The organism is Arthrobacter alpinus, from assembly GCF_900105965.1.
Classification (GTDB): domain Bacteria; phylum Actinomycetota; class Actinomycetes; order Actinomycetales; family Micrococcaceae; genus Specibacter; species Specibacter alpinus.
Genome location: NZ_FNTV01000001.1, coordinates 2697793 through 2716761 on the forward strand (window position 1 = coordinate 2697793; position 18969 = coordinate 2716761).

The following is an 18969-nucleotide window of genomic DNA, read 5'->3' on the forward strand; positions in this document are numbered from 1 at the left end:
TTCGGCCGAAGCAATAGCGTCGGTGCTCGATACTACGGGTCGACGGTCACGTGGCCTGAAGCAGTCAAACGCAACGGGCTTGATCCGAAGCCGTGGATGCAGTGGGACGAACTCGAAACCACCCGGCGTGATACTGCCGGGTGGCGACGGGGAACCTGAATTGGGCAACCCTCATGCCAGCCTTGCAAGAGCCCTCCTAGAAGCGCTCCACGTTGACGATTCCACCCTCTTATTTGCAAGCTGGGCCGGGTGCTGCTCTGCGTTCCCCGGGCCGGTGGTTATGTTCTCTCCATATCAGCGAGACATGGTGCTTTGCTCGGGTTCACTAGTCGATGTGCAAGGAGGTCCGATCGTGCCGGGACGCGTACCCTTGGACTGGTCGCAGGGTGATCTCAGTTGGGGGGGGGTGGCAGGACGTCTATGCACGAAGTCTGATCATCGGCTGCAACAAGAACACCGCACGCGAGTTTCTCGTTTCACCCAAGCCCGATGCATTTGCTATTCGCAATGACGACCCCGTGCTCATCGAAGATGTCTGGCGGATAGTCGGCGACAGCCCCGGGTAGAAGCCATTCCAGTTGCATGTCCCGCAAGAGGTCTCGATCAAAGGCCGAAAAACGCCCAAGTTCACGACGACCATGGCGGCTAGGAGTGGCTCTGGCACGATAGTCCTATGACAGTTTTGATTGTAGGGTGTGGAGATCTTGGAACCGAAGCAGGACTTCGGTTCATCGCGGCCGGACAAGACGTTGTTGCGTGGCGCCGCCAGGCCGATGTGCTCCCGAAAGAATTTGAATGTGTGTCCGTAGATCTGGCCAAGGAACTCCCTACCATCCCTGAGAGCGTTAGAACCGTTGTCGTGGCTGTCGCAGCCGACAGCTACTCCGAGGAGGCATACCGGTTGGCGTACATCACAGGGCTGACAAAGGTACTGGACGCCCTCGACCGAGATCACGTTGAGCCAGAGAGAGTGCTTCTAATCTCATCCACAACCGTCTATGGCAACGCAACGGGAACCGTCAATGAGACCACCATTGCCGAACCGAACTCTTTCAGCGGCAAAATCACCTTGGAAGCAGAGACTATGCTCCACGCCCGATTCGCTGGCACCACCACGAAGAGTATTGTCCTTCGCCTGGCCGGCATCTACGGCCCGGGCAGAACTCGACTCATCGACCAAATCAGCAATCACACAGCCGTCCTCCCAGACACCCCGCGATTGACAAACCGCATCCACCGCGACGATGCAGCAGCAGCTGCAGTCCACCTGGCAACAATCCCCAACCCCGAGCCCCTCTACGTGGGTGTCGACGAACATCCTGTTGACCTAGGAGAAGTCTTGCGCTTCCTTGCTCACGAAATGAGCTATGAGGAACCACCGACAGGATCGGTACCCATCACTCGTGGTGGTGACAAACACTGCTCAAACAGGCTCCTGAAGGCCAGCGGATTCCAATTCACCTACCCCAGCTACATCGATGGCTACCGCGCAGTACTGGCCGGAACCGGCACAAGACACCCCTAAACCGGAAAGGTAGTCGGAGCACTAACACCCAGCGCATGGCGAGGCTTGCATCCCTCCACACAACGGCCTCCCCCGTACGCAGAGGTTTCCACAATTGGAAGGTGCCTCCCATCTAGGCAGGGAAGTTAGCGGAACCGAGCGAAGACACGAATTGGTTCTGGAGCGAAGTTCGATCCTTCGGCAAGTCCCATGGACTCATAAAAGGCACGCTGTTTCGGCTGATCGTCGGTAATGAGGACCGTCTGCCTCACGTGTTGATACCTCTCCGTGACTTGAGCGAACAACCCACGGCCCAAACCGGCTCCTTGAAAATCAGGATTCACCAGAATGTCCTGGACATAACAGATCGTTGCATCGTCGGAGACGGCCCGGGCCAAGCCGATAAGCCGCCCATCTTCACTCCAAGCCGTGACGACAAAAGACGAACCCTTTATCGCCCGACAAAGCAGTTCAGGATTGCTGGCATACGCCGACCAGCCCACGGATTCGTAGAGTGCAAGAACTGCATCGTTGGAAATGATGGCGGACGTGGAGAAACGGAATGGCAACATCGGATCAGTGTTGCACACCAGCATTTTCAAATAGGGGCACGTGCTCCCCGAGCATGAAAGCTCTCGGCCCAGGCTCTGCAGCCGCGCGGGCTTTGATCCCATGGCAAGGCCGGGAGAAAGTTGCGCCAATAGGTGCGCGTGGTCATTTTCGGTGCGGTTGTAGTGAGCCCGAAGTCGTCCCTGAGCTTGAGCGCCGAATTCAAATACTCGATGAGAAGGGACCCCCATGTCTCGAGCGCCTCACTGGCTCTGTCCTGAATGTCGTATGTGAAATCGGTCCTGTCGCCAAGAGACCCGACAAGGTGCAGTGGTGCTCGGCTGTGAAAACGAAGGACAGTAGCGCCGGATGCATGCCGCATTGGGTTCGTCACATACACGCGTCGTGCACCGTAGGCGGGATGTGATGCATCCGGGAGCCAGTCGTACCAGTCGGAGAACTTGGCGACATAGGCCAGCACGATTGCAGCATTCGGCGCATTTGCCGACTTGGTAGACATCCGACTTGCGAACTTGGCCATAAAACACCGTGCCCGATCGGCATCCCAGATGACCTTGAGATCGTAGAAGTCATTAGCCCCCGGTTGGGAAGCGCTGGGCCCGGCTGCCTTGACCCGATTCCTGAGAAGAGTGCCCGGGGCTTTTTGTGGATACGGCGTTGGCGGGAGCGGTGAAGGCAGTGGACGGTGCGATGATCCGGTGAGGGCGCGGCTTCGGCGAAACCGCGTCCTCATCAGAGGTGACGCCCCCGGTCTAGGGAAAGAGCGTCCGGGATTCTTGCTGTGAATCGGCCATGTCCCATGCGTCAAAGCGCACCAATTCGGCTGTCCCTTCGGCGGTGAGGGTGATGGATTCGCCGCCCAAGGTGGGATAGATGCGGCCGGTCAGGGCAACACCGTTGGCGAAAATTTCCACCGCAGACCTGTCCACAATGACACGCAAGTGAACTCGTCCCTCCGGCATGGAAACCGGTCCGAACTTGTCCTCTACATCAACCTCGGAATCGAGGCTGCTGCGGGTGCGATCCAGACGCAGGGTTCCTGCAGCCGATCCGTCCGTGCTGCAACCGAGCTCGATGATGGTTTCTTCTCGAGCGCACCCGGAGTCATTCAGCTCGGCAGAGGCGAGAATTCCGAGCTTGAACACGGCACCGGTCTGGAGCTGAAGATCCAATTCCAGATCGAGTTGGTTTCCGGAGAACTCCCTGTCCAGGGGAAACGAAGCGTCGGTGAAAACCTGAGCGACCACACTGCGGTGAGCCCGGCGCAATTGCTCGATTTCCGGAACCGGAGCGAAGCACAGCGAACCGTCCTTCGCTACAGTCGCGGTCCGGGGCAAGCTCATCACGCCGGACCAGCCAGCTTCCACCATCGCCTCATCGCTGCGGCCTTCTTGCATCCAGCCAAACATCACCCGGCGCCCGGACTCGTCCTGAAACGATTGGGGCGCGTAGAAGAAGCGTCCGCCGTAGTCCAAACGGTGCAGCGCTGTTGGCTCAAAACTGTCTCCGGCGTAGCGGCCTGTCCAGTAGAGCGAGTGGCGGGTGTCGCCGTTGTCCCATGCTGAGAAAACCAACACATCCGGTGAGCCCTCCTCGGCAGCAGTACCCAATGATCCGCCACCTGCGCGAAACAAGTCCACACACTCCCACATGGTCCCGGTCCAGTCTGTGTCAGCGGGGTCACCTTGTGAGGCATCGCCAATGAACAAGGGTCCAATATAGTCCCAAGAACGCAAGTCATCAGACTCGTAAAGGAATGCAGTTCCGCCCCGTTCGCGAATACCGGACCCAACCAGCTGGCGCCATTTGGTGCCTTCACGCCACACGCAGTGATCCCGGTAGGCGGTGACCTCAACGCCGGCGGGAGGCCCGGCAATAACCGGATTTTCGGAAATTTTGGTCCAGTTCACTAAGTCCGGGCTACCCACAGCGACACAGGGCAGTTCGTGTTCGCCGAGGCGTCCCGAGTACACCAAGGTGGGTGTCCCGCCGTCGTTCACTAGAACACCTGACCAGCAGCCCTCGGCGTCCGGACCCGCGGACGGTTCCAAAGCTACCGGGACGTCTTTCCACGTCACCAGGTCCGTGCTGGTGGCGTGTCCCCACTGGATCTGGTGGTGGAAAGCCCCCTCAGGGTTGTACTGGTAAAAGAGGTGGTAGGTACCATTCCACTGGCTGACGCCGTTGGGATCGTTGAGCCAGCCCGCGGGGGAAACAAAGTGAAAGCGCGGTCGAAGCGGGTCCGCCTCCGCCCGTGCGATCAGTTCACTCTGCGGAACGGTAGCGAGCGGGTGGGCAATTGCGGTCATGCGGAAGCCTTCATTTCAGTGTCGTCGGCGGGCAGTGCAGGTTCGCCTGCCAATGCGTGTCCCCCGGCGCCAGCCCACGGACGGTACAGGTGGCAGCGCACCCAGTGTCGGTTCTCCGGATCACCCACCTGGTGGCGGACGGACACTTCGGAAGAGCAGGCCTGGTTCGGGTCGCCTTCGAGAGCACACGAGGTCGACGCCATCACGGCTTGGTGCAGTTCTGCACGACGCAAAGGATCATAGGAACCGGCACGGGACGGATCCGGAACCGCCGAGACCAAAAGTTGGGTGTACGGGTGGGCCGGGTTGGCCAAAAGGTCCAGCGACTCGCCCTGTTCAACAATTTCCCCGGCAAACATCACTGCAATTCGGTCAGCCAAATAACGGGCGGAGGCGAGGTCGTGGGTGATGTATAGCATCGAAATGCCCTTGTCATCGCGCAGTTTACGCATCAAGTTCAGCACACCGATCCGCACCGAAACATCCAACATGGAGGTGGGCTCGTCAGCCAGAATAACTTCCGGTTCCACCGCGAGCGCCCGGGCAATGGCAACGCGTTGACGCTGCCCGCCGGAGAGCTCATGCGGGTAGGAGTTGAGCATGTCCGGCTGCAGTCCAACCGTGGTGATGAGTTCTTCGAGGCGTCGCTGGGTTTCCTTCTCGGAACCGCCGGTTTTGCCGTGGATCGTCAAGGAGCGGCGCAAGAAGTGCTCAATGCGATGAGCTGGGTTCAAGGAGCCAAAGGGGTCTTGGAACACCATTTGAACCCGGGCGCGGAATGCCCGGGACGCCTGGAAGCGATCGCGCTTGAGAACGTCAACTCCGTCCAACAGGATCTCTCCGGTGGTGGGTCGTTCCAAGCGGGCAACACAGCGCGCCAGGGTGCTTTTGCCGGAACCTGACTCGCCTACGAGGGCCACAATCTCGCCACGGCCCAAGGACAAGTCAACGCCGTGCAGAGCACGGACCGATTCGCGAGAGAACAGTCCACCAAGGGGGAACTGCTTGCCCAAGCCACGGATTTCAAGTGCCGGGGTCTCATCTGTGGGCCCAGATGAGGTGGGCATTGCTGAGTGGCTCATTGTGCAGCTCCTTCAAGGACGGCTGGGGTGATCGTCGGAGAGTCGCCGGAGGGGGCCACAAAATGACCGGGGAATACCTCAGCAAGATCTGGGATGTTGCGGAACTTCACGCCCTCGGCCAGGCCGGTCAGCGGAACTCGCGGACCGGTCAAGGGAGGGAAAGCGCCCATGAGCGCTTGAGTGTAGGGATGCTGCGGGTTGGTGTGGATTTCAGATGCCTTGGCCGTTTCCACGATCCGGCCCCCGTACATCACACCCATGCGGTGGGAAAGCTCCACCATCAAGGACATATCGTGTGTGATGAACAGGACCGAGAAACCCAGTTCACGCTGCAGCTCTTTGATCTGGGCCATGATTTCCTGCTGCACCACCACGTCAAGTGCCGTGGTGGGTTCATCCAAAATAAGCAGCGACGGCTTGAGCGCAACGGCCATGGCGATAACTGCACGCTGGCGCATGCCGCCTGAAAGTTGGTGCGGATAGGATTTCAGACGCGAGGGGTTGATCCTCACGAGTTCGAGCAGCTGGCCCGCACGGTGCAGGGATTCTTTGCGGGAGTAGCCGGCGTGGGTGGAGTAGATGTCTGTGATCTGCTCACCAATGGTCAGTACCGGGTTGAGCGAGTTCATGGCGGACTGGAAAACCATGGCCACGTCTTGCCACCGGAACCGCCGGAGCTCTTCGGTGTTCATGGCCAGGACGTCCTTGCCGCCGAAGCGGATGCTGCCGCCGGCAATCTTCGCCGGGTCCTTGAGTAGCCGCATGATCGAGTTGGCAATGGTCGACTTACCGCAACCGGATTCGCCGGCCAGGCCAAAGACTTCGCCGGTGCCGATGCTGAAGGAGACGCGGTCCACGGCGGTGGTGGAGCGGGTGTCGCCGATGTACTTCACGGTGAGATCTTTGACTTCAAGAACTGGCTCATGCGAGCCGAAGGATGTCTGGGAGACGGTCATTTCGTGACGCTCCTTTCGGGGGTGGTTGCCGCGGTTTCGGGTACGACGTCGGCAGCGGGCTTGGGTGCCTTGATCTTGCGAAGGCGCGGGTTGGTGACCTCGTCGACCGCGTAGTTGATCAGGGACAAGGCGAAGGCCACAAGCGCGATGCACAAACCTGAGGGAACAAATACCCACCAGCTGCCGGTCAAGAGTGCGCCTTCATTGCCGGCCCAGAAGAGGTTGTTTCCCCACGAGACGGTGCTGGTGTCGCCCAGGCCCAGGAACTCCAGGCCAGCTTGTGCGCCGATACCGTAGATGACACAGCCCAGCAGGGTGCCCATGACAATCGAGGCCATGTTGGGCAATATTTCGCGGAACATAATCCGCCCGGCGCGTTCACCGGAGACCACTGCTGCTGCAACGAAATCCTTGGAACGGATGGAAAGTGCTTGGGAGCGGAGCACACGTGCAGATCCAGCCCAACCTGTAATGATCAGGACAACAATGACTGTGCCCAGTCCCGGCGGCAAGAATGCTGCGAGGATCACCAACAGGGGCAGTCCGGGCAGGAGCAGGAATACGTTGGTGATCAGCGAGAGGGACTCGTCAATGAACTTGCCGAAGTATGCCGATGCCAGTCCCACGAGGATGCCCACGAAGGTTGAGGCGAAGCCTACAGTCAGACCCACCAGCAGCGAGCTGCGGGAGCCGTGGACGGTCAGGGCCAAAACGTCCTGGCCTTTGGCAGTGGTGCCAAGCCAGTGTGCGGGCGAGGGTTCAAGACTTGCCATGTCCGTGATCCGGGAAGGGTCACCTGGAAACAGGAACGGTGCCAACAATGCCAGAGCAATGAAGATCAGCAGGATGGTGGCGCCGACCATGGCTTTGGTGTTGGTAAACAAGCCGTGAACCAGGCCCTGTTTTGGTTTTGTTTTGCGGAGCTCCACGGTGGGCTCAATAGGTGTGGTCATGATGATCCCTAGCTGCTGCGTACGCGCGGGTCGAGTCGGACATAGAGGATGTCCACCAGGAAGTTGGCTATCAGTACAGCGGCGGTGATGGTCAGGAAGAGTCCTTGCATCAGCGGGTAGTCCAGGCCTTGTACTGCGGTGAGGAGTTGGTAGCCAACACCGGGGTAAGCGAAGACCACCTCGGTGAGCATGGCGCCGCCGACTACGAAGCCAAGGCTCATGCCAAAGCTCGTGACGGACGGGAGCATGGCGTTGCGAGCTGCGTAACGGAACATGATGCGTCCCGGGCGAAGGCCCTTGGCCTCGGCCATGGTGATGTAGTCCTCGGAGTTGGTGGCAATCATGGTGTTGCGCATACCGAGCATCCACCCACCGACGGAGACCAAAACTATCGTCAATGCTGGGAGCACAAGGTGGGCTCCAACGTCGGAAATGAATTCCCACGAGAAGCCAGGTTCCAGGCCATCGCTGAATGCGTGCCGCAGCGGGGCCCATCCCAGAATCACACCGAAAAGGTACAGGGCGCCCATGGCGAGCCAGAAGTAGGGGAAGGATCCGATGAAGATCAAGATGGGAGGCAATGCGGAGTCAACAGTCCCGCCACGTCGCCATGCGGCCAAGATACCGAGAAGGTTACCGAGAACGGCGGCAATCACCAGTGAGGTTCCACCCAGGAGGAGCGTCCAGCCAATCTGTCCGGCGATGACTTCTGTAACCGGTGTGGGAAAGCGGGAAATGGAAATGCCCATGTTGCCGGTGACGATGTTGTGCAGGTAGTCGATGTATTGTTCCCAAATGGGGCGGTCGTCCACACCGAGCAACTTGCGGAGTGCGTCGAGCTGTTCTGGCTGCATCTTGCCCTGCGTGCGGGCGAACATGCGTGAGACGGGGTCGCCCGGCATAAAGCGGGGAAGTAAAAAGTTTAGGGTGATTGAGGCCCAGAAGGCGATCAGGTAGAAACCCAGACGGCGCAGGATAAAGCGCACGGATTCCCTCCGTTCGGTAAGTGCGGGTGGCCGGAACCGCGGGAGTTCACGGCCGGAAAAGATGGCAGACCATTACGCTGTGGCTCAAGAAGTTATGTGTTTGAGACGGTAATGGTGCGCGCCCGGTGGCGGCACTGCTCACGTTCAGTGAGTGGCGCGCCACCGTGCGGCTGTAGTGCTACTTGCTGGGTTCCAAGGTGGTGAGAACCAGCACCGTGGTGGGAGAACGGTCGCTTAGAGTCGCGTAAGGGTTCTCTTCTGTGGGCCATCCGCTGAAGTGGATGTCCGTGTAGTTGCCCCATTCAGGACCGGAGAACAATGGCACCAGAGGGGCGGTGGCGTTGAATTCTTCCTGGAGCTTGTTGGCAATGTCCTTTTGCTTGGCTTCGTCACCGGCGGCAACGAATTCGTTCAAGAGCACATCTGCCTGCTTGTCGCCGAAACGGTGGTAGTTGTCAAAGGTTTTGGTGCCAACAGCCTTGACGGTGGCGCTGCCCATGGCGTTGTTGAAGTACTTGAACGGACTGGGATCGTTGGCACTCCAGACAATGCCGGTGTCAAAGGTGCCCTGTTCGTAGCTGGCAACAACCGAGGCCCAGTCAGGGGAGTCAACCTTGGCTGTGACGCCAACGGTCTGGAGGTTCTGGGCGATCACGTTGGCTACTGAGAGCCAGTCCGAGGAGGAAGAACCAACGGAGATCTTGAACTCGAACGGTTTTCCGTCCTTCAAGGTGCGCTTGCCGTCAGACCCTTTGGGGTAGCCGGCGGCGTCGAGGGCCTTGTTGGCCTCGTCTACGTTCAGCTTGGTCCACGTGCAGTTGTCCTTAACTGCCGGGTTCTTCCACTTGTCATAGTTGCCGGAAAGGCCGGTGCAGTCAGCCGGCTGGGCGTAACCGCTCATACCAATCTTGGTCACCTGGTCGCGGTCAACGGCCATGCTCAAGGCCTTGCGAACCTCGGGGTCGTTGAACGGAGCCTTGGTGGTGTTCAACTGCCAGTTGATCATGGAACCTGTGGGAGGGAACCAGTAGTGGCGGTGATCCTTGTCCTTGGAGATAAAGGTCTTTTCGATGTTCGGGATGTACTGGTTGGACCAGTCCACGTCTCCGCTTACGCTTGCCAAGTTGGCTGCATCGTTGCCTGACATGGCGAGCATCTTGATGCCTGCAATCTTCTGCTTCTCCGGCTGCCAGTAATTGGGATTCTTCTTCAGCACGTATGACTGAGCCTGGAAAGAGTCAACCTCGGTGTACGGGCCGGTGCCAACGGGCTTGGCGTTGGGGTCCTTGCCTGGGTCGGCGATTGCAGACCAAATATGCTTGGGCAGGATGGGCAACTGGCCTACTTCGTAGAGAGCGGGAGACCATGCCTTGTTGAAGGTGAACACAACCTTGTTGGTGCCTTCTGCCTTGGCGCCGACGAGGTATTCGAAGCCACCCTTGAGCTTCTTCTGAAGCTCGAAGGTGTAGGCAACGTCGTCAGCAACGAGCGGCTTGCCGTCGGACCACTTCACGCCGTCACGCAGGGTGAAGGTAATGGATTTGCCATCGGCGGCGGGCTTCCATTCAGTGGCGAGCCACGGAGTGGTGTCTCCCTTGGCCGGGTTGAATACCATCATGGGTTCATAGATTGCCTGGTTGACCATGGGGTTAACGGCCGGGGCAAAGGGGTTGAAGTTCTTGTCAAAGGTGCTCATGTCTTCGCGAGGAATAGTGAGGAATGCACTCGCGTTCGCTGCGGCGTCCGCACCGGCGGGTTTGTCGACGTTGGCCACGCAGCCTGTCAGCAACATTGCGCCGACTGCCAGTCCGGCCGCGGCGATGCGGGTAGACGTCAAAAATCTGAGTTGTGCCATGATGGAGTTATCTCTTTCCTATTCTTCATCAGCAAGGTGAAGGGGTGGGTGGGGTATTGCTCTTCGAAATTGATTTCGCGGTCAGACCGAAGAGCGTTCTAGCAGCGGGCAGTCGACTAATTGCTGGTTGGCAACAATCGGCTGTCCTGCTGTAAGGATGGCGAGCGTTTGGACGCCGAGGGCGCCCATTTTTTGGAAGGGCAACGCAACCGTTGTGAGCTTGGGCCTGAGATAGGCCGCAATGAGCTCTTGGTTGTCGAAACCGATCACGGCAATGTCCTCAGGGATTCGCAGTCCCCTTTCCTTGATCGCGTCGTATGCGCCCATGGCCATACGGTCATTGAGGCAGAACAGCGCTGTTGGGCGGCCTTCTTCCGGGTAGCGATCAAGAATCTGGCACGCAGCGTCATAGCCGCCATCGGCAGTGGCATGTCCGGTCACTACAAGTTCCGGGTCCAGTTCCAGGCCGGCTTCGGCAAGGGCTTCACGGGCACCTGCCAAGCGGCCAACGGAGGCGGGAATGGTGGGATCCAAGTTGATTGCACCAATGCGCCGGTGACCGGCTTTGAGCAAGCGTTCAATAGCCACTCGGCCGCCTCCGTGTTCGTCCGGGACGATCGAGGGGAGTTTGCCGTCAATATCAAAGCAGTTGATCAGCACCGTGGGAACTTCATGTGCGCTTTGGGGAACATGGACACCACGGTGGAACGTTGCAGCGTAGAGCAGACCTTCGACGCGCTGTTCCAGCAGCTTTTCGATTGCCGCATCCTCCATGCCCTTGTTTGGACCTACGGCATCGGCTTGGTCAGAAGGTGCAATCAGGAGGAAGCGGCGGTCCAACCAGGCTTGGTCTTGGGCGCCTTTGATGGTGTCAACGGCGAAGGGGGCAGTCACAATCTCGGTGACAATTCCGTACCAGTCGCTGCGTTGGGAGGCAAGGGCACGGGCGCCGGCGTTGGGTCGGTACCCCAAAGCCTGCACGGCATCTTTGATCCGGGCCCGGGTATCTTCGGAGATGCTGGCGTCTTGACGATTATTCAGAACGAAGGAGACGGCCGTCCTAGAGACGCCAGCACGCTTGGCGACATCCTTCATGGTGACCGCCCGCTGACGCACGGCCGCGGCCTTGCTCAGGTTGGTGGTATTCGCCATTGAAAGCTCCGTTTATCTTCGTTGATGCTGGACGTTGTGCCAGCTTCCAGCAATAGGTATGTTCCAGTAATGCTCGTGTAGTAACGCGCGCAACTAGAGGGTGTGATTTAGATTACGCGCGTTACTTCCGTGCTGTCAAGAGGGCAACGAGACTCATCCAAAGTGCTCCCGAAATGGGGTGCGTACCTCATTCGAGTAATGCTCGCGAAATCTCTCGTGCATGGCTGGGGGCTTTGTTGTGTTGGAGGGATGTATGGGAAGACGAAAGTCTGCGCGTAGGGAAATCTCGAAGAAGGAAGCCGGCGCGAATTGGGCGGCGTCGAAGAAGGCCAAGGGCGAGATCCTGGACCGGTTAGCGGCCGAGGTGGGCTGGTCCGGGGCGAATGCCCTCCGCCAACTCGGCAGGGCATTCAAGCGGCGTGGGTCGGCCCGTGTGGCGGGGCGCAGGCCACGGCCGCCAACGTTTGACCATGACACGGCGAAGGTGCTCCAGCAGGTGTGGGTTGTGGCGGGGCAGCCGTGCGGGAAGTACCTGGCCGCGGTCATGGAATCCACGTTGGCCAACATGAAAGCACATGCACGTGCCGGTTCTTTCGGCAGGGCGTGGGTCCGTTATGGCCCGGAGGTGCATACCCAATTGCTGGCGATGAGTGCGGCGGCGATCGACCGGCTGCTGGTGCCGTTCAAACTCTCGATGCACCCCGAGGGGAAGTCAATGACCCGGTCGCGGCGGAACCAGTCCATGGAGGCGGTACCGATCACGTCCCGGATCATTCAGTCCTTCCTATCCCGCGCGCATTTGCGGAATTCAGCACCTCTCGGTGAATAGCGCTTTCAAGGACGAATCACAGTGTCTACCGAAGGGCATCCGCGGGCTGCGGCCGAGTGACCCACTCTGCCGCAGCGAACGAGTCTGGTCCGCAACCCGGAACATGGGAAATTCGAACCGAAGTAGCCGGTGCTGAACCGTCGGCGCTACAACCGCAAGTAAATACCAACGAATACTATCGCCGCAGGTCAGAGCATGCTGAGAACTGAAAACCCATCGTCACTTATCGACGTTTATGAACCCCGCTTCACCAACAAGCGGCCATTTTGAGCTATCAATAGGCTACTTTTACCTGCTCCTGTATGACGAGGTTGTAACAACGAGTGATACTAAATACTCTCCACTTTGCACTGATTAGGATGAGTTTTGAATGACGTGGTGGGAACTCCCTCCCGACGGCCGCGCGACCTCGAGCCTAGCCAACAAGCCACCGATTCTGTGCTCCTAATTTTACTCTTGATTCCTCCTGCGCCGTCCGTTATTCTCACAGCTTGGATTGATTTCTGGTGGAGCCGACAGGGCAGGAAACCCGACCGCTAGTAGTGCCGCCTGCTGACCTCGAAGATCTTCTTCGCTGCATTCTCCTCGAATTTGCTGACAATGTCCTCTTCTTACAGACGAGTCAGATCGGACACAACACCATCGGTATGGTCGGCCTTGGGACGTTCCCACCCAGGCGCGGTCAGTTGGCTGTATGGCTTGCCGAGGGCATTCAGCGCACTCTTCAACTTGTCGAGGTCGATCGCGGCGGACTGAGCACCGAGCAGCTGGATGATTGGACGCGCCCTTATCACGCCTTCCCTGGTTGCCATAATGACGATGGCGTCAGCGGTTGGAGTGCGCCCTGACGAACTCTCTAGCCGGTCAGGGACCAGGCCGAGTCGCATCTCCTCAGTCGGATACTACGGTTGAGACTCAGCGACCAATAGCATTGGGTCGTTGAATTCTCGGATATGCCAATGACGCGTTTCTGGCTGTGCCATCATTACGTGTGAAGAAAAATTACGAACTCGACGAACCATCGTCGGCGCGTCGAAAGCAAAAGGCATCACTGCCCGATGACGCTGCCAGCGATGGCCAACTGATCGAATTGGTTCGTGCCGGAGGGACCCCCGCATATGAAGAGCTCTATAGGCGACATGTTTCCGTCGCGACCAGTGTTGCCCGGAAGCATGTTGATAACTACAGCGATGCTGATGACGTTGTAGCGGAAGCCTTCGCCTCAGTGTTTGAGAGTCTCCTGGCGGGCAAGGGGCCGGACTGCTTTTTCCGGGCCTACCTTCTTTGCGCAGTGAGCCGCATTTCACACCAAAAAAACAGGGCTAGGGGGAAGACGACACCTACGGATGACCTCCTCATTCTCGACAAAGAGTTCCTCGATGAGGATCCTGCACTGCAGTCGTTTGAAGAAAAGACCATTGTTGCCGCTTTCAAAGCACTGCCAGAGCGGTGGCAGGCGGCACTCTGGTATATCGATATTGAGGGCATGAAACCTGCCGCAGCGGCCCCGCTCCTTGGCCTGTCGTCTAACGCAGTTTCCTCGCTGGTCGGACGCGCAAGGGAAGGACTTAGCCAGAACTACCTCCAAAATCACATCACGAGTACGGCGGACTCCGCTTGCGCCCAGTATGCCGTACAGCTGGGCGCATTCGTCCGGAACGGCCTGAACGGCTCCACAACGAAGAGAATCGACGCGCATCTGGAAAAATGCGAAGAGTGCTCGGCGGTGCTGGCTGACTTGGCGGACGTTCAGTCCAGCCTCAGAGCGGGCATTTTCCCCCTCGTCGCCGGCATGGCTTTTTGGGATCCTAGTACGACAATGCCAAGCGCATCGGCAATCGGGTCGGGTAGATGGCCCGATTTTAAGCATTGGTTGCAACTAAGTGGATCTCCGGCGCTGACTGTAGCCTCGGGGTCAGCGGTGGCAATTGTGTTGGTCGCGGCAGCCACTGCACTAGCCACCCAGGGCTTCGGAGCATGGGCGATCTCCTCAGCGCAGGAAACTTTAGCAGCTGCGCCCGAATCCAGTGCCACAGCCGCGGCGGCTCCCGCAGGGCCGGCCCACGCGGCTGGAACCAGCGCGTCACCGTCAGCACCCCCATCCGCATCGGCGGTTTCGTCGGCCCCATCGTCAGCGCCTGCACCCGCGCCGACAGCAGCGCCAACCTCATCGCCATTCCCGACGGCGCCTGCACCCGCGCCGACAGCACCGCCAACCTCATCGTTTTTCAAGGCGGCGCCCGTACCTGTGCCGACAGCAGCGCCAACCTCATTGCCATTTCCGACGGCGCCTGCACCCGCGCCGACAGCACCGTCAACTTCATCGTTTTTCAAGGCGTCGTCTGCAACCGTCGCCACGGCTATTGGCCCTTCATCGGTGGCTGCGATGGAGTCCGGCCGTTGTCTGACCATTGTCGAGCCAGCTGGCATCCAACTGATAATTGCTGACTGCGTCGACAGCGGCGGGCCTCAGCGATGGGCGTACGACGCTGCGACAGGGACGTTGTCGGCCACGGTTGCTGACGCCACCTATTGCCTGGACGCTGAAGGTAGTGGCACCGGCAATGGCACCCACGTGATCGCCTGGACATGTACCGGCCAACCGAATCAGCGATGGACTGTGGATCAAACCAACAAGACGATCATCGGAGTTCCTTCTGGTCGCTGCCTATCCATCCAGGACGCTGAAACAAGCAATAATTCACAGGTAGAGCTGTGGGACTGCACCGCTAACAGCATCAACCAGCAATGGATGGTCGCTCCGGACCACGACTGACCCGGGGAAGCAGTGGAGCCGTTGCGTGATGTCAATCATGGTTCTGCCCTTTATGTGGTTCGCCAGGTTCCCCGCAATGTGCCTGCCGTGCCGGGCACCCATTCCGATTTCCCCTGTGGTGTTCTTCAACTGGCAGATACTCTGCAGCATTCTGATCTGCACCCTGACCTGCCGGAAAGTTCTGGAGTTGCCGTCCGGATCGTCCAAGCCGAAAGCCACGTCCCGGTGATTCCGGACACAGCGTCAGCACAAACCTCCGGATTTCATGGGTAGGCCGGTGATGTCTGTCGCGGTCGTGGAAAATTTGTTCTCTTTTTGGCGACACGATCGCCGGGTTGATGCCACTTACCTGATAGGCGCACATTTTGTGGTGCCGCCGGCTGTTTGCTGGCAGATCAAATTAGGAGCTAGTTTTCATGAATCGGATGCGACGCATATTTGCGGGTGCGGAGCCAGCGGCCCTCACCAGGCAGGAGCAGAGACATAGTCCGCCAGCTCCACGGCCCACAAGGAAGTGGGCAAAGGTTGTTGCTGCGGCGGCGCTCACATCGGTCATGTTGACTGCTATTGGTGTGCCGGGGTTTGGCGAAGAGATGGCCCACGCAGCCCCCGCTCCTGCCCCTGTCTCAGCGAATTTCCCCTGCCTGACGCCAATGATTTTTGTGGCCCAAGGCAATAATCCCGATGGGTCCGGTCCGACTCAGCTTCAGTCCGAGTCCTATTCGCTGGGGCAGGCCCAGTTCACACCGATCGGCACTCCTTGGGGAGGGATCGGTGGATTCAACAAATACAATGCGATCGGTTTCAACACCGCCGATAACTTCCTCTACGGGATCGCCAACAGCTCTGACGGCGTAAACCCCAACTACCATCTGCTGCGAATCGGTGAGGACGGCGCACCCCAGGATCTGGGCGTCATCGCCGACATGCCCACCGATTCCCGTTTCATCAATGCCGGGGCCTTTCATAATGGCACCTACTACGTCATGTCCGGTGAAAGCAGCGCACCCGAGATTTTCTCGATCGATCTGAACACCGTGACGGCAACGACAACAACGTTGTCAACGGCTTGGACCCCTGCCGATTTTACCCAGGTGGGAAACTACCTGTGGGGTGTTGAAAAGTACAGCGGAACGTTCTACAGGCTTGACCCGACAACGGGTGCTGTCACGACTTTTCCAGCGACGTCCACCTTCTGGAACGGGAATACAAACGCCTCGGCGGGTGCGGCCTTTACGTTCGGTAACGGTAACTTGGGTATAAGCAGTAGCGACACCGGTGTTGTCTCGCAGGTCAAGATCACTGATCCCGGCTCCGCAGCACCAACCTTCACGCTCGTTTCCCAGTCAGCCGGGCCTCAGTCCAATCGTAACGACGGCGCGAACTGTGTTCCGAACCCGTCCAATACCGACCTAGAGATCACCAAGACCGGTCCTCCCCAGGTCCAGACTAACGGCACCATCAACTGGACCCTAGCAGTGAAGAACAACGGGCCCGCCATCAGCTCCGGTTACACGGTCAGCGACACGGTCCCGGCCGGAGTTACCGGCGTGGCTAGTACGACGCCGGGTTGCACGGTGAACGCGAACACTGTCACCTGTATTGGAGGTACGCTCTTGGTCGGGGACAGCTCGACTATCACACTGACTGGTACCGCACCACCGACTGACGGGACGTGTGTCGAAAACCAGGCCACGGTCATGGCCAACGAATCCGACATTGTTCCGGCCAACGACACCTCAGCCCTCGTCCGCACCTGTGCCTCGACTGTTGTTGTGCCGCCCGCGGTACCCGCCCTGTCACTGGTGAAGACCGCTGACGCGACCGCACTGACCACCCCTTCCAAGGTTGGCGACACGATCACGTACCACTTCACCGCAACGAACACCGGCAACACTCCCCTGACCGACGTCACGATCACGGACCCGTTGACCGGACTCTCAGCCCTGGCCTACACCTGGCCCGGCACCGCAGGAACCCTGGCACCGGGAGAGAAAGTCGACGCAACCGCGACGTACCAGATCACCCAGGCCGACATCAACATCGGCAAAGTTGATAACACGGCAATGGCCAGTGGTAATCCCCCCACCGGCCCACCGGCTCCATCCAAACCCGCTAGCACCAGCACCCCGCTGACCGCGGCGGCCGCCCTGTCACTGGTGAAGACCGCTGACGCGACCGCACTGACCACCCCTTCCAAGGTTGGCGACACGATCACGTACCACTTCACCGCAACGAACACCGGCAACACTCCCCTGACCGACGTCACGATCACGGACCCGTTGACCGGACTCTCAGCTCTGGCCTACACCTGGCCCGGCACCGCAGGAACCCTGGCACCGGGAGAGAAAGTCGACGCAACCGCGACGTACCAGATCACCCAGGCCGACATCAACACCGGCAAGATCGATAACACCGCAACCGCAACAGGAAAGAACCCGGCCGGCGAAGCCGTCCCCTCGGGCCCATCCAGCACCAGCACCCCGCTGACCGCGGCGGCCGCCCTGTCACTGGTGAAGACCGCTGACGCGACCGCACTGACCACCCCTTCCAAGGTTGGCGACACGATCACGTACCACTTCACCGCAACGAACACCGGCAACACTCCCCTGACCGACGTCACGATCACGGACCCGTTGACCGGACTCTCAGCCCTGGCCTACACCTGGCCCGGCACCGCAGGAACCCTGGCACCGGGAGAGAAAGTCGACGCAACCGCGACGTACCAGATCACCCAGGCCGACATCAACACCGGCAAGATCGATAACACCGCAACCGCAACAGGAAAGAACCCGGCCGGCGAAGCCGTCCCCTCGGGCCCTTCCAGCACCAGCACCCCGCTGACCGCGACCCCGCCAGTTTTGGTAGTCCCGGTCGTAGATCCACCCGTGATGACTCCGCCTGTTGCAGCCGCTCCGGTAAACCCGGATCTGGCCTACACCGGTGTTGCGGGTCTTGTGATCATTCCGATTGCACTGCTCCTACTCTTGGGCGGCATCTTCGCGTTTGTAACGAGTAAGCGCCGAAAGTCCGAGTCCTAACCAATTGATAGGGCTGTGGTGCCTGCTCCCAACGTTTGGGGGCAGGCATCACAGCCCCGCAAATCCAAGACAGAAATCGGAGACCCAACTTTCGATGAAACGCAAAATCTTCATGCCACTAGTGATACTCGTGATTGCAGGCCTTCTTTCCGGATGTTCAGGATCAACAAACAGTGGCACTAGCCTTGGCTCCCCGACTGAGTCAGACACAGCTCAAGCGGATCCCGGTCAAGGCATCGCCAAGACGACGACACTGGATTCCTGCGACACCACCCCGGGACATGTGACCGCCAAGGGTAAAGTGACGCTCCCGGAGGGTGTCCAAGGTGAAGTGACGGTTTCCATCAGCTGGATCAATTCGACCAACTCATCGGTTCTGGCATCCGGCACGGGCACCCTAAAGAATGCGTCCTCCAACCATCCGACCGACTGGGAAGTCTCCACAGACCTAACAGCCTCCTCTGTCGAGACGGATACAAAGGTCAGCTGCGTCCTTGGTTCCGTCGTCAGAGCCGCCAAGTAGACAGCTCCGATCATCCACCAGCCCGGGCACCCGGCATAATGACACCAACACGAAAGTGCTGGATTCAGGGCGCTTAAGACAATCCAATTCAAAAATGACGTGCCTCAAGCGCCCCTCTGTGCCGAAGACCCCACCATCTCCGAAAACGCGGTGAAAGAACGGGGTCATCCTGGTAACCCACTGCCGGCGGCTACGCACATGCTCGCATCAGATGTTTCTGCAAAGGATCGCGAGGACCCTTAGCAGGTGAAACCCAGCTGATACGACACGAACAGACTACTCACCCGATAACCAGTCTGATTCTTTCCCAGCCCAGGAAAGAATCCCGGGATAGTTTCCTCGGAAGACGGACCTTGACCAAATCCGTAAAGCAGGAAAACAACCTCTGATGGCTACATGGTGACGAGCTGGCACAAGAAATAGTGAATCGAAC

General features: G+C 59.0%; 14 protein-coding genes. 5 read left to right on the plus strand and 9 right to left on the minus strand.

Annotated elements, in window-relative coordinates; translation table 11 throughout:
* Window positions 1-673: 673 nt before the first annotated feature.
* Window positions 674-1525 carry an NAD-dependent epimerase/dehydratase family protein gene (locus BLV41_RS12295; RefSeq protein ID WP_074711842.1) on the plus strand — a complete coding sequence of 284 codons (852 nt, stop codon included), beginning with the start codon at window positions 674-676 and terminating at the stop codon, window positions 1523-1525.
* 125 nt (window positions 1526-1650) lie between these two features.
* On the opposite strand, the gene BLV41_RS12300 is transcribed toward BLV41_RS12295, so the two are convergent.
* The 8 genes from BLV41_RS12300 to BLV41_RS12340 form a co-directional block, all read right to left on the minus strand.
* The gene (locus BLV41_RS12300; protein WP_244516884.1) at window positions 1651-2304 is read right to left on the minus strand and encodes a GNAT family N-acetyltransferase; all 654 of its coding nucleotides are present in this window, start codon (window positions 2302-2304) and stop codon (window positions 1651-1653) included.
* A gap of 522 nt (window positions 2305-2826) precedes the next feature.
* The gene (locus BLV41_RS12310) at window positions 2827-4383 is read right to left on the minus strand and encodes a glycoside hydrolase family 32 protein (RefSeq protein WP_074711844.1); all 1557 of its coding nucleotides are present in this window, start codon (window positions 4381-4383) and stop codon (window positions 2827-2829) included.
* The gene (locus BLV41_RS12315; RefSeq protein WP_074711845.1) at window positions 4380-5465 is read right to left on the minus strand and encodes an ATP-binding cassette domain-containing protein; all 1086 of its coding nucleotides are present in this window, start codon (window positions 5463-5465) and stop codon (window positions 4380-4382) included. The genes BLV41_RS12310 and BLV41_RS12315 overlap by 4 nt, the downstream gene beginning before the upstream one ends.
* On the minus strand, window positions 5462-6421 hold the full coding sequence (locus BLV41_RS12320; protein WP_074711846.1) for an ABC transporter ATP-binding protein: 960 nt from the start codon (window positions 6419-6421) through the stop codon (window positions 5462-5464). Before BLV41_RS12320 ends, BLV41_RS12315 begins: the two co-directional genes overlap by 4 nt.
* A complete protein-coding gene (locus tag BLV41_RS12325) occupies window positions 6418-7374 on the minus strand; it encodes an ABC transporter permease (RefSeq protein ID WP_074711847.1) in 957 nt (318 codons plus the stop codon). The genes BLV41_RS12320 and BLV41_RS12325 overlap by 4 nt, the downstream gene beginning before the upstream one ends.
* Window positions 7375-7382: 8 nt before the next feature.
* Entirely contained in the window at window positions 7383-8360 is a 978-nt protein-coding gene (locus tag BLV41_RS12330) for an ABC transporter permease (protein ID WP_074711848.1), read from the minus strand.
* Window positions 8361-8538: 178 nt separating this feature from the next.
* Entirely contained in the window at window positions 8539-10215 is a 1677-nt protein-coding gene (locus BLV41_RS12335) for an ABC transporter substrate-binding protein (protein ID WP_074711849.1), read from the minus strand.
* 81 nt (window positions 10216-10296) lie between these two features.
* Window positions 10297-11367 (minus strand): LacI family DNA-binding transcriptional regulator, encoded by a 1071-nt coding sequence (locus BLV41_RS12340; RefSeq protein WP_074711850.1) that lies wholly within the window; start codon window positions 11365-11367, stop codon window positions 10297-10299.
* 253 nt (window positions 11368-11620) lie between these two features.
* On the opposite strand from BLV41_RS12340, the gene BLV41_RS12345 reads away from it, so the two are divergent.
* Window positions 11621-12196 carry a hypothetical protein gene (locus BLV41_RS12345; protein WP_074711851.1) on the plus strand — a complete coding sequence of 192 codons (576 nt, stop codon included), beginning with the start codon at window positions 11621-11623 and terminating at the stop codon, window positions 12194-12196.
* Window positions 12197-12807: 611 nt separating this feature from the next.
* Here BLV41_RS12345 and BLV41_RS12350 read toward each other — a convergent pair.
* The gene (locus tag BLV41_RS12350) at window positions 12808-12990 is read right to left on the minus strand and encodes a hypothetical protein (protein ID WP_170835465.1); all 183 of its coding nucleotides are present in this window, start codon (window positions 12988-12990) and stop codon (window positions 12808-12810) included.
* Window positions 12991-13187: 197 nt separating this feature from the next.
* Here BLV41_RS12350 and BLV41_RS23040 point away from each other — a divergent pair, with 197 nt between their 5' ends.
* The 3 genes from BLV41_RS23040 to BLV41_RS12370 all read left to right on the plus strand — a co-directional run bounded on the left by BLV41_RS23040 (window position 13188) and on the right by BLV41_RS12370 (window position 18536).
* Window positions 13188-14972 (plus strand): sigma-70 family RNA polymerase sigma factor, encoded by a 1785-nt coding sequence (locus BLV41_RS23040; protein ID WP_074711853.1) that lies wholly within the window; start codon window positions 13188-13190, stop codon window positions 14970-14972.
* Between the two features lie 554 nt (window positions 14973-15526).
* Window positions 15527-18013, plus strand: coding sequence for a DUF7507 domain-containing protein (locus tag BLV41_RS12365; RefSeq protein WP_074711855.1), 2487 nt, complete (start codon window positions 15527-15529; stop codon window positions 18011-18013).
* Window positions 18014-18125: 112 nt separating this feature from the next.
* A complete protein-coding gene (locus BLV41_RS12370) occupies window positions 18126-18536 on the plus strand; it encodes a hypothetical protein (RefSeq protein WP_139244313.1) in 411 nt (136 codons plus the stop codon).
* Window positions 18537-18969: the final 433 nt, after the last annotated feature.

Bases quoted from the DNA above. Each gene is read 5' to 3' on its own strand.
- BLV41_RS12325 (WP_074711847.1), bottom strand. From the start codon at position 7,374: ATGACCACACCTATTGAGCCCACCGTGGAGCTCCGCAAAACAAAACCA.
- BLV41_RS12335 (WP_074711849.1), bottom strand. From the start codon at position 10,215: ATGGCACAACTCAGATTTTTGACGTCTACCCGCATCGCCGCGGCCGGA.
- BLV41_RS12365 (WP_074711855.1), top strand. From the start codon at position 15,527: ATGTTGACTGCTATTGGTGTGCCGGGGTTTGGCGAAGAGATGGCCCAC.
- BLV41_RS12295 (WP_074711842.1), top strand. From the start codon at position 674: ATGACAGTTTTGATTGTAGGGTGTGGAGATCTTGGAACCGAAGCAGGA.
- BLV41_RS12320 (WP_074711846.1), bottom strand. From the start codon at position 6,421: ATGACCGTCTCCCAGACATCCTTCGGCTCGCATGAGCCAGTTCTTGAA.
- BLV41_RS12370 (WP_139244313.1), top strand. From the start codon at position 18,126: ATGCCACTAGTGATACTCGTGATTGCAGGCCTTCTTTCCGGATGTTCA.
- BLV41_RS12300 (WP_244516884.1), bottom strand. From the start codon at position 2,304: ATGGGGGTCCCTTCTCATCGAGTATTTGAATTCGGCGCTCAAGCTCAG.
- BLV41_RS12315 (WP_074711845.1), bottom strand. From the start codon at position 5,465: ATGAGCCACTCAGCAATGCCCACCTCATCTGGGCCCACAGATGAGACC.
- BLV41_RS12345 (WP_074711851.1), top strand. From the start codon at position 11,621: ATGGGAAGACGAAAGTCTGCGCGTAGGGAAATCTCGAAGAAGGAAGCC.
- BLV41_RS12310 (WP_074711844.1), bottom strand. From the start codon at position 4,383: ATGACCGCAATTGCCCACCCGCTCGCTACCGTTCCGCAGAGTGAACTG.
- BLV41_RS12340 (WP_074711850.1), bottom strand. From the start codon at position 11,367: ATGGCGAATACCACCAACCTGAGCAAGGCCGCGGCCGTGCGTCAGCGG.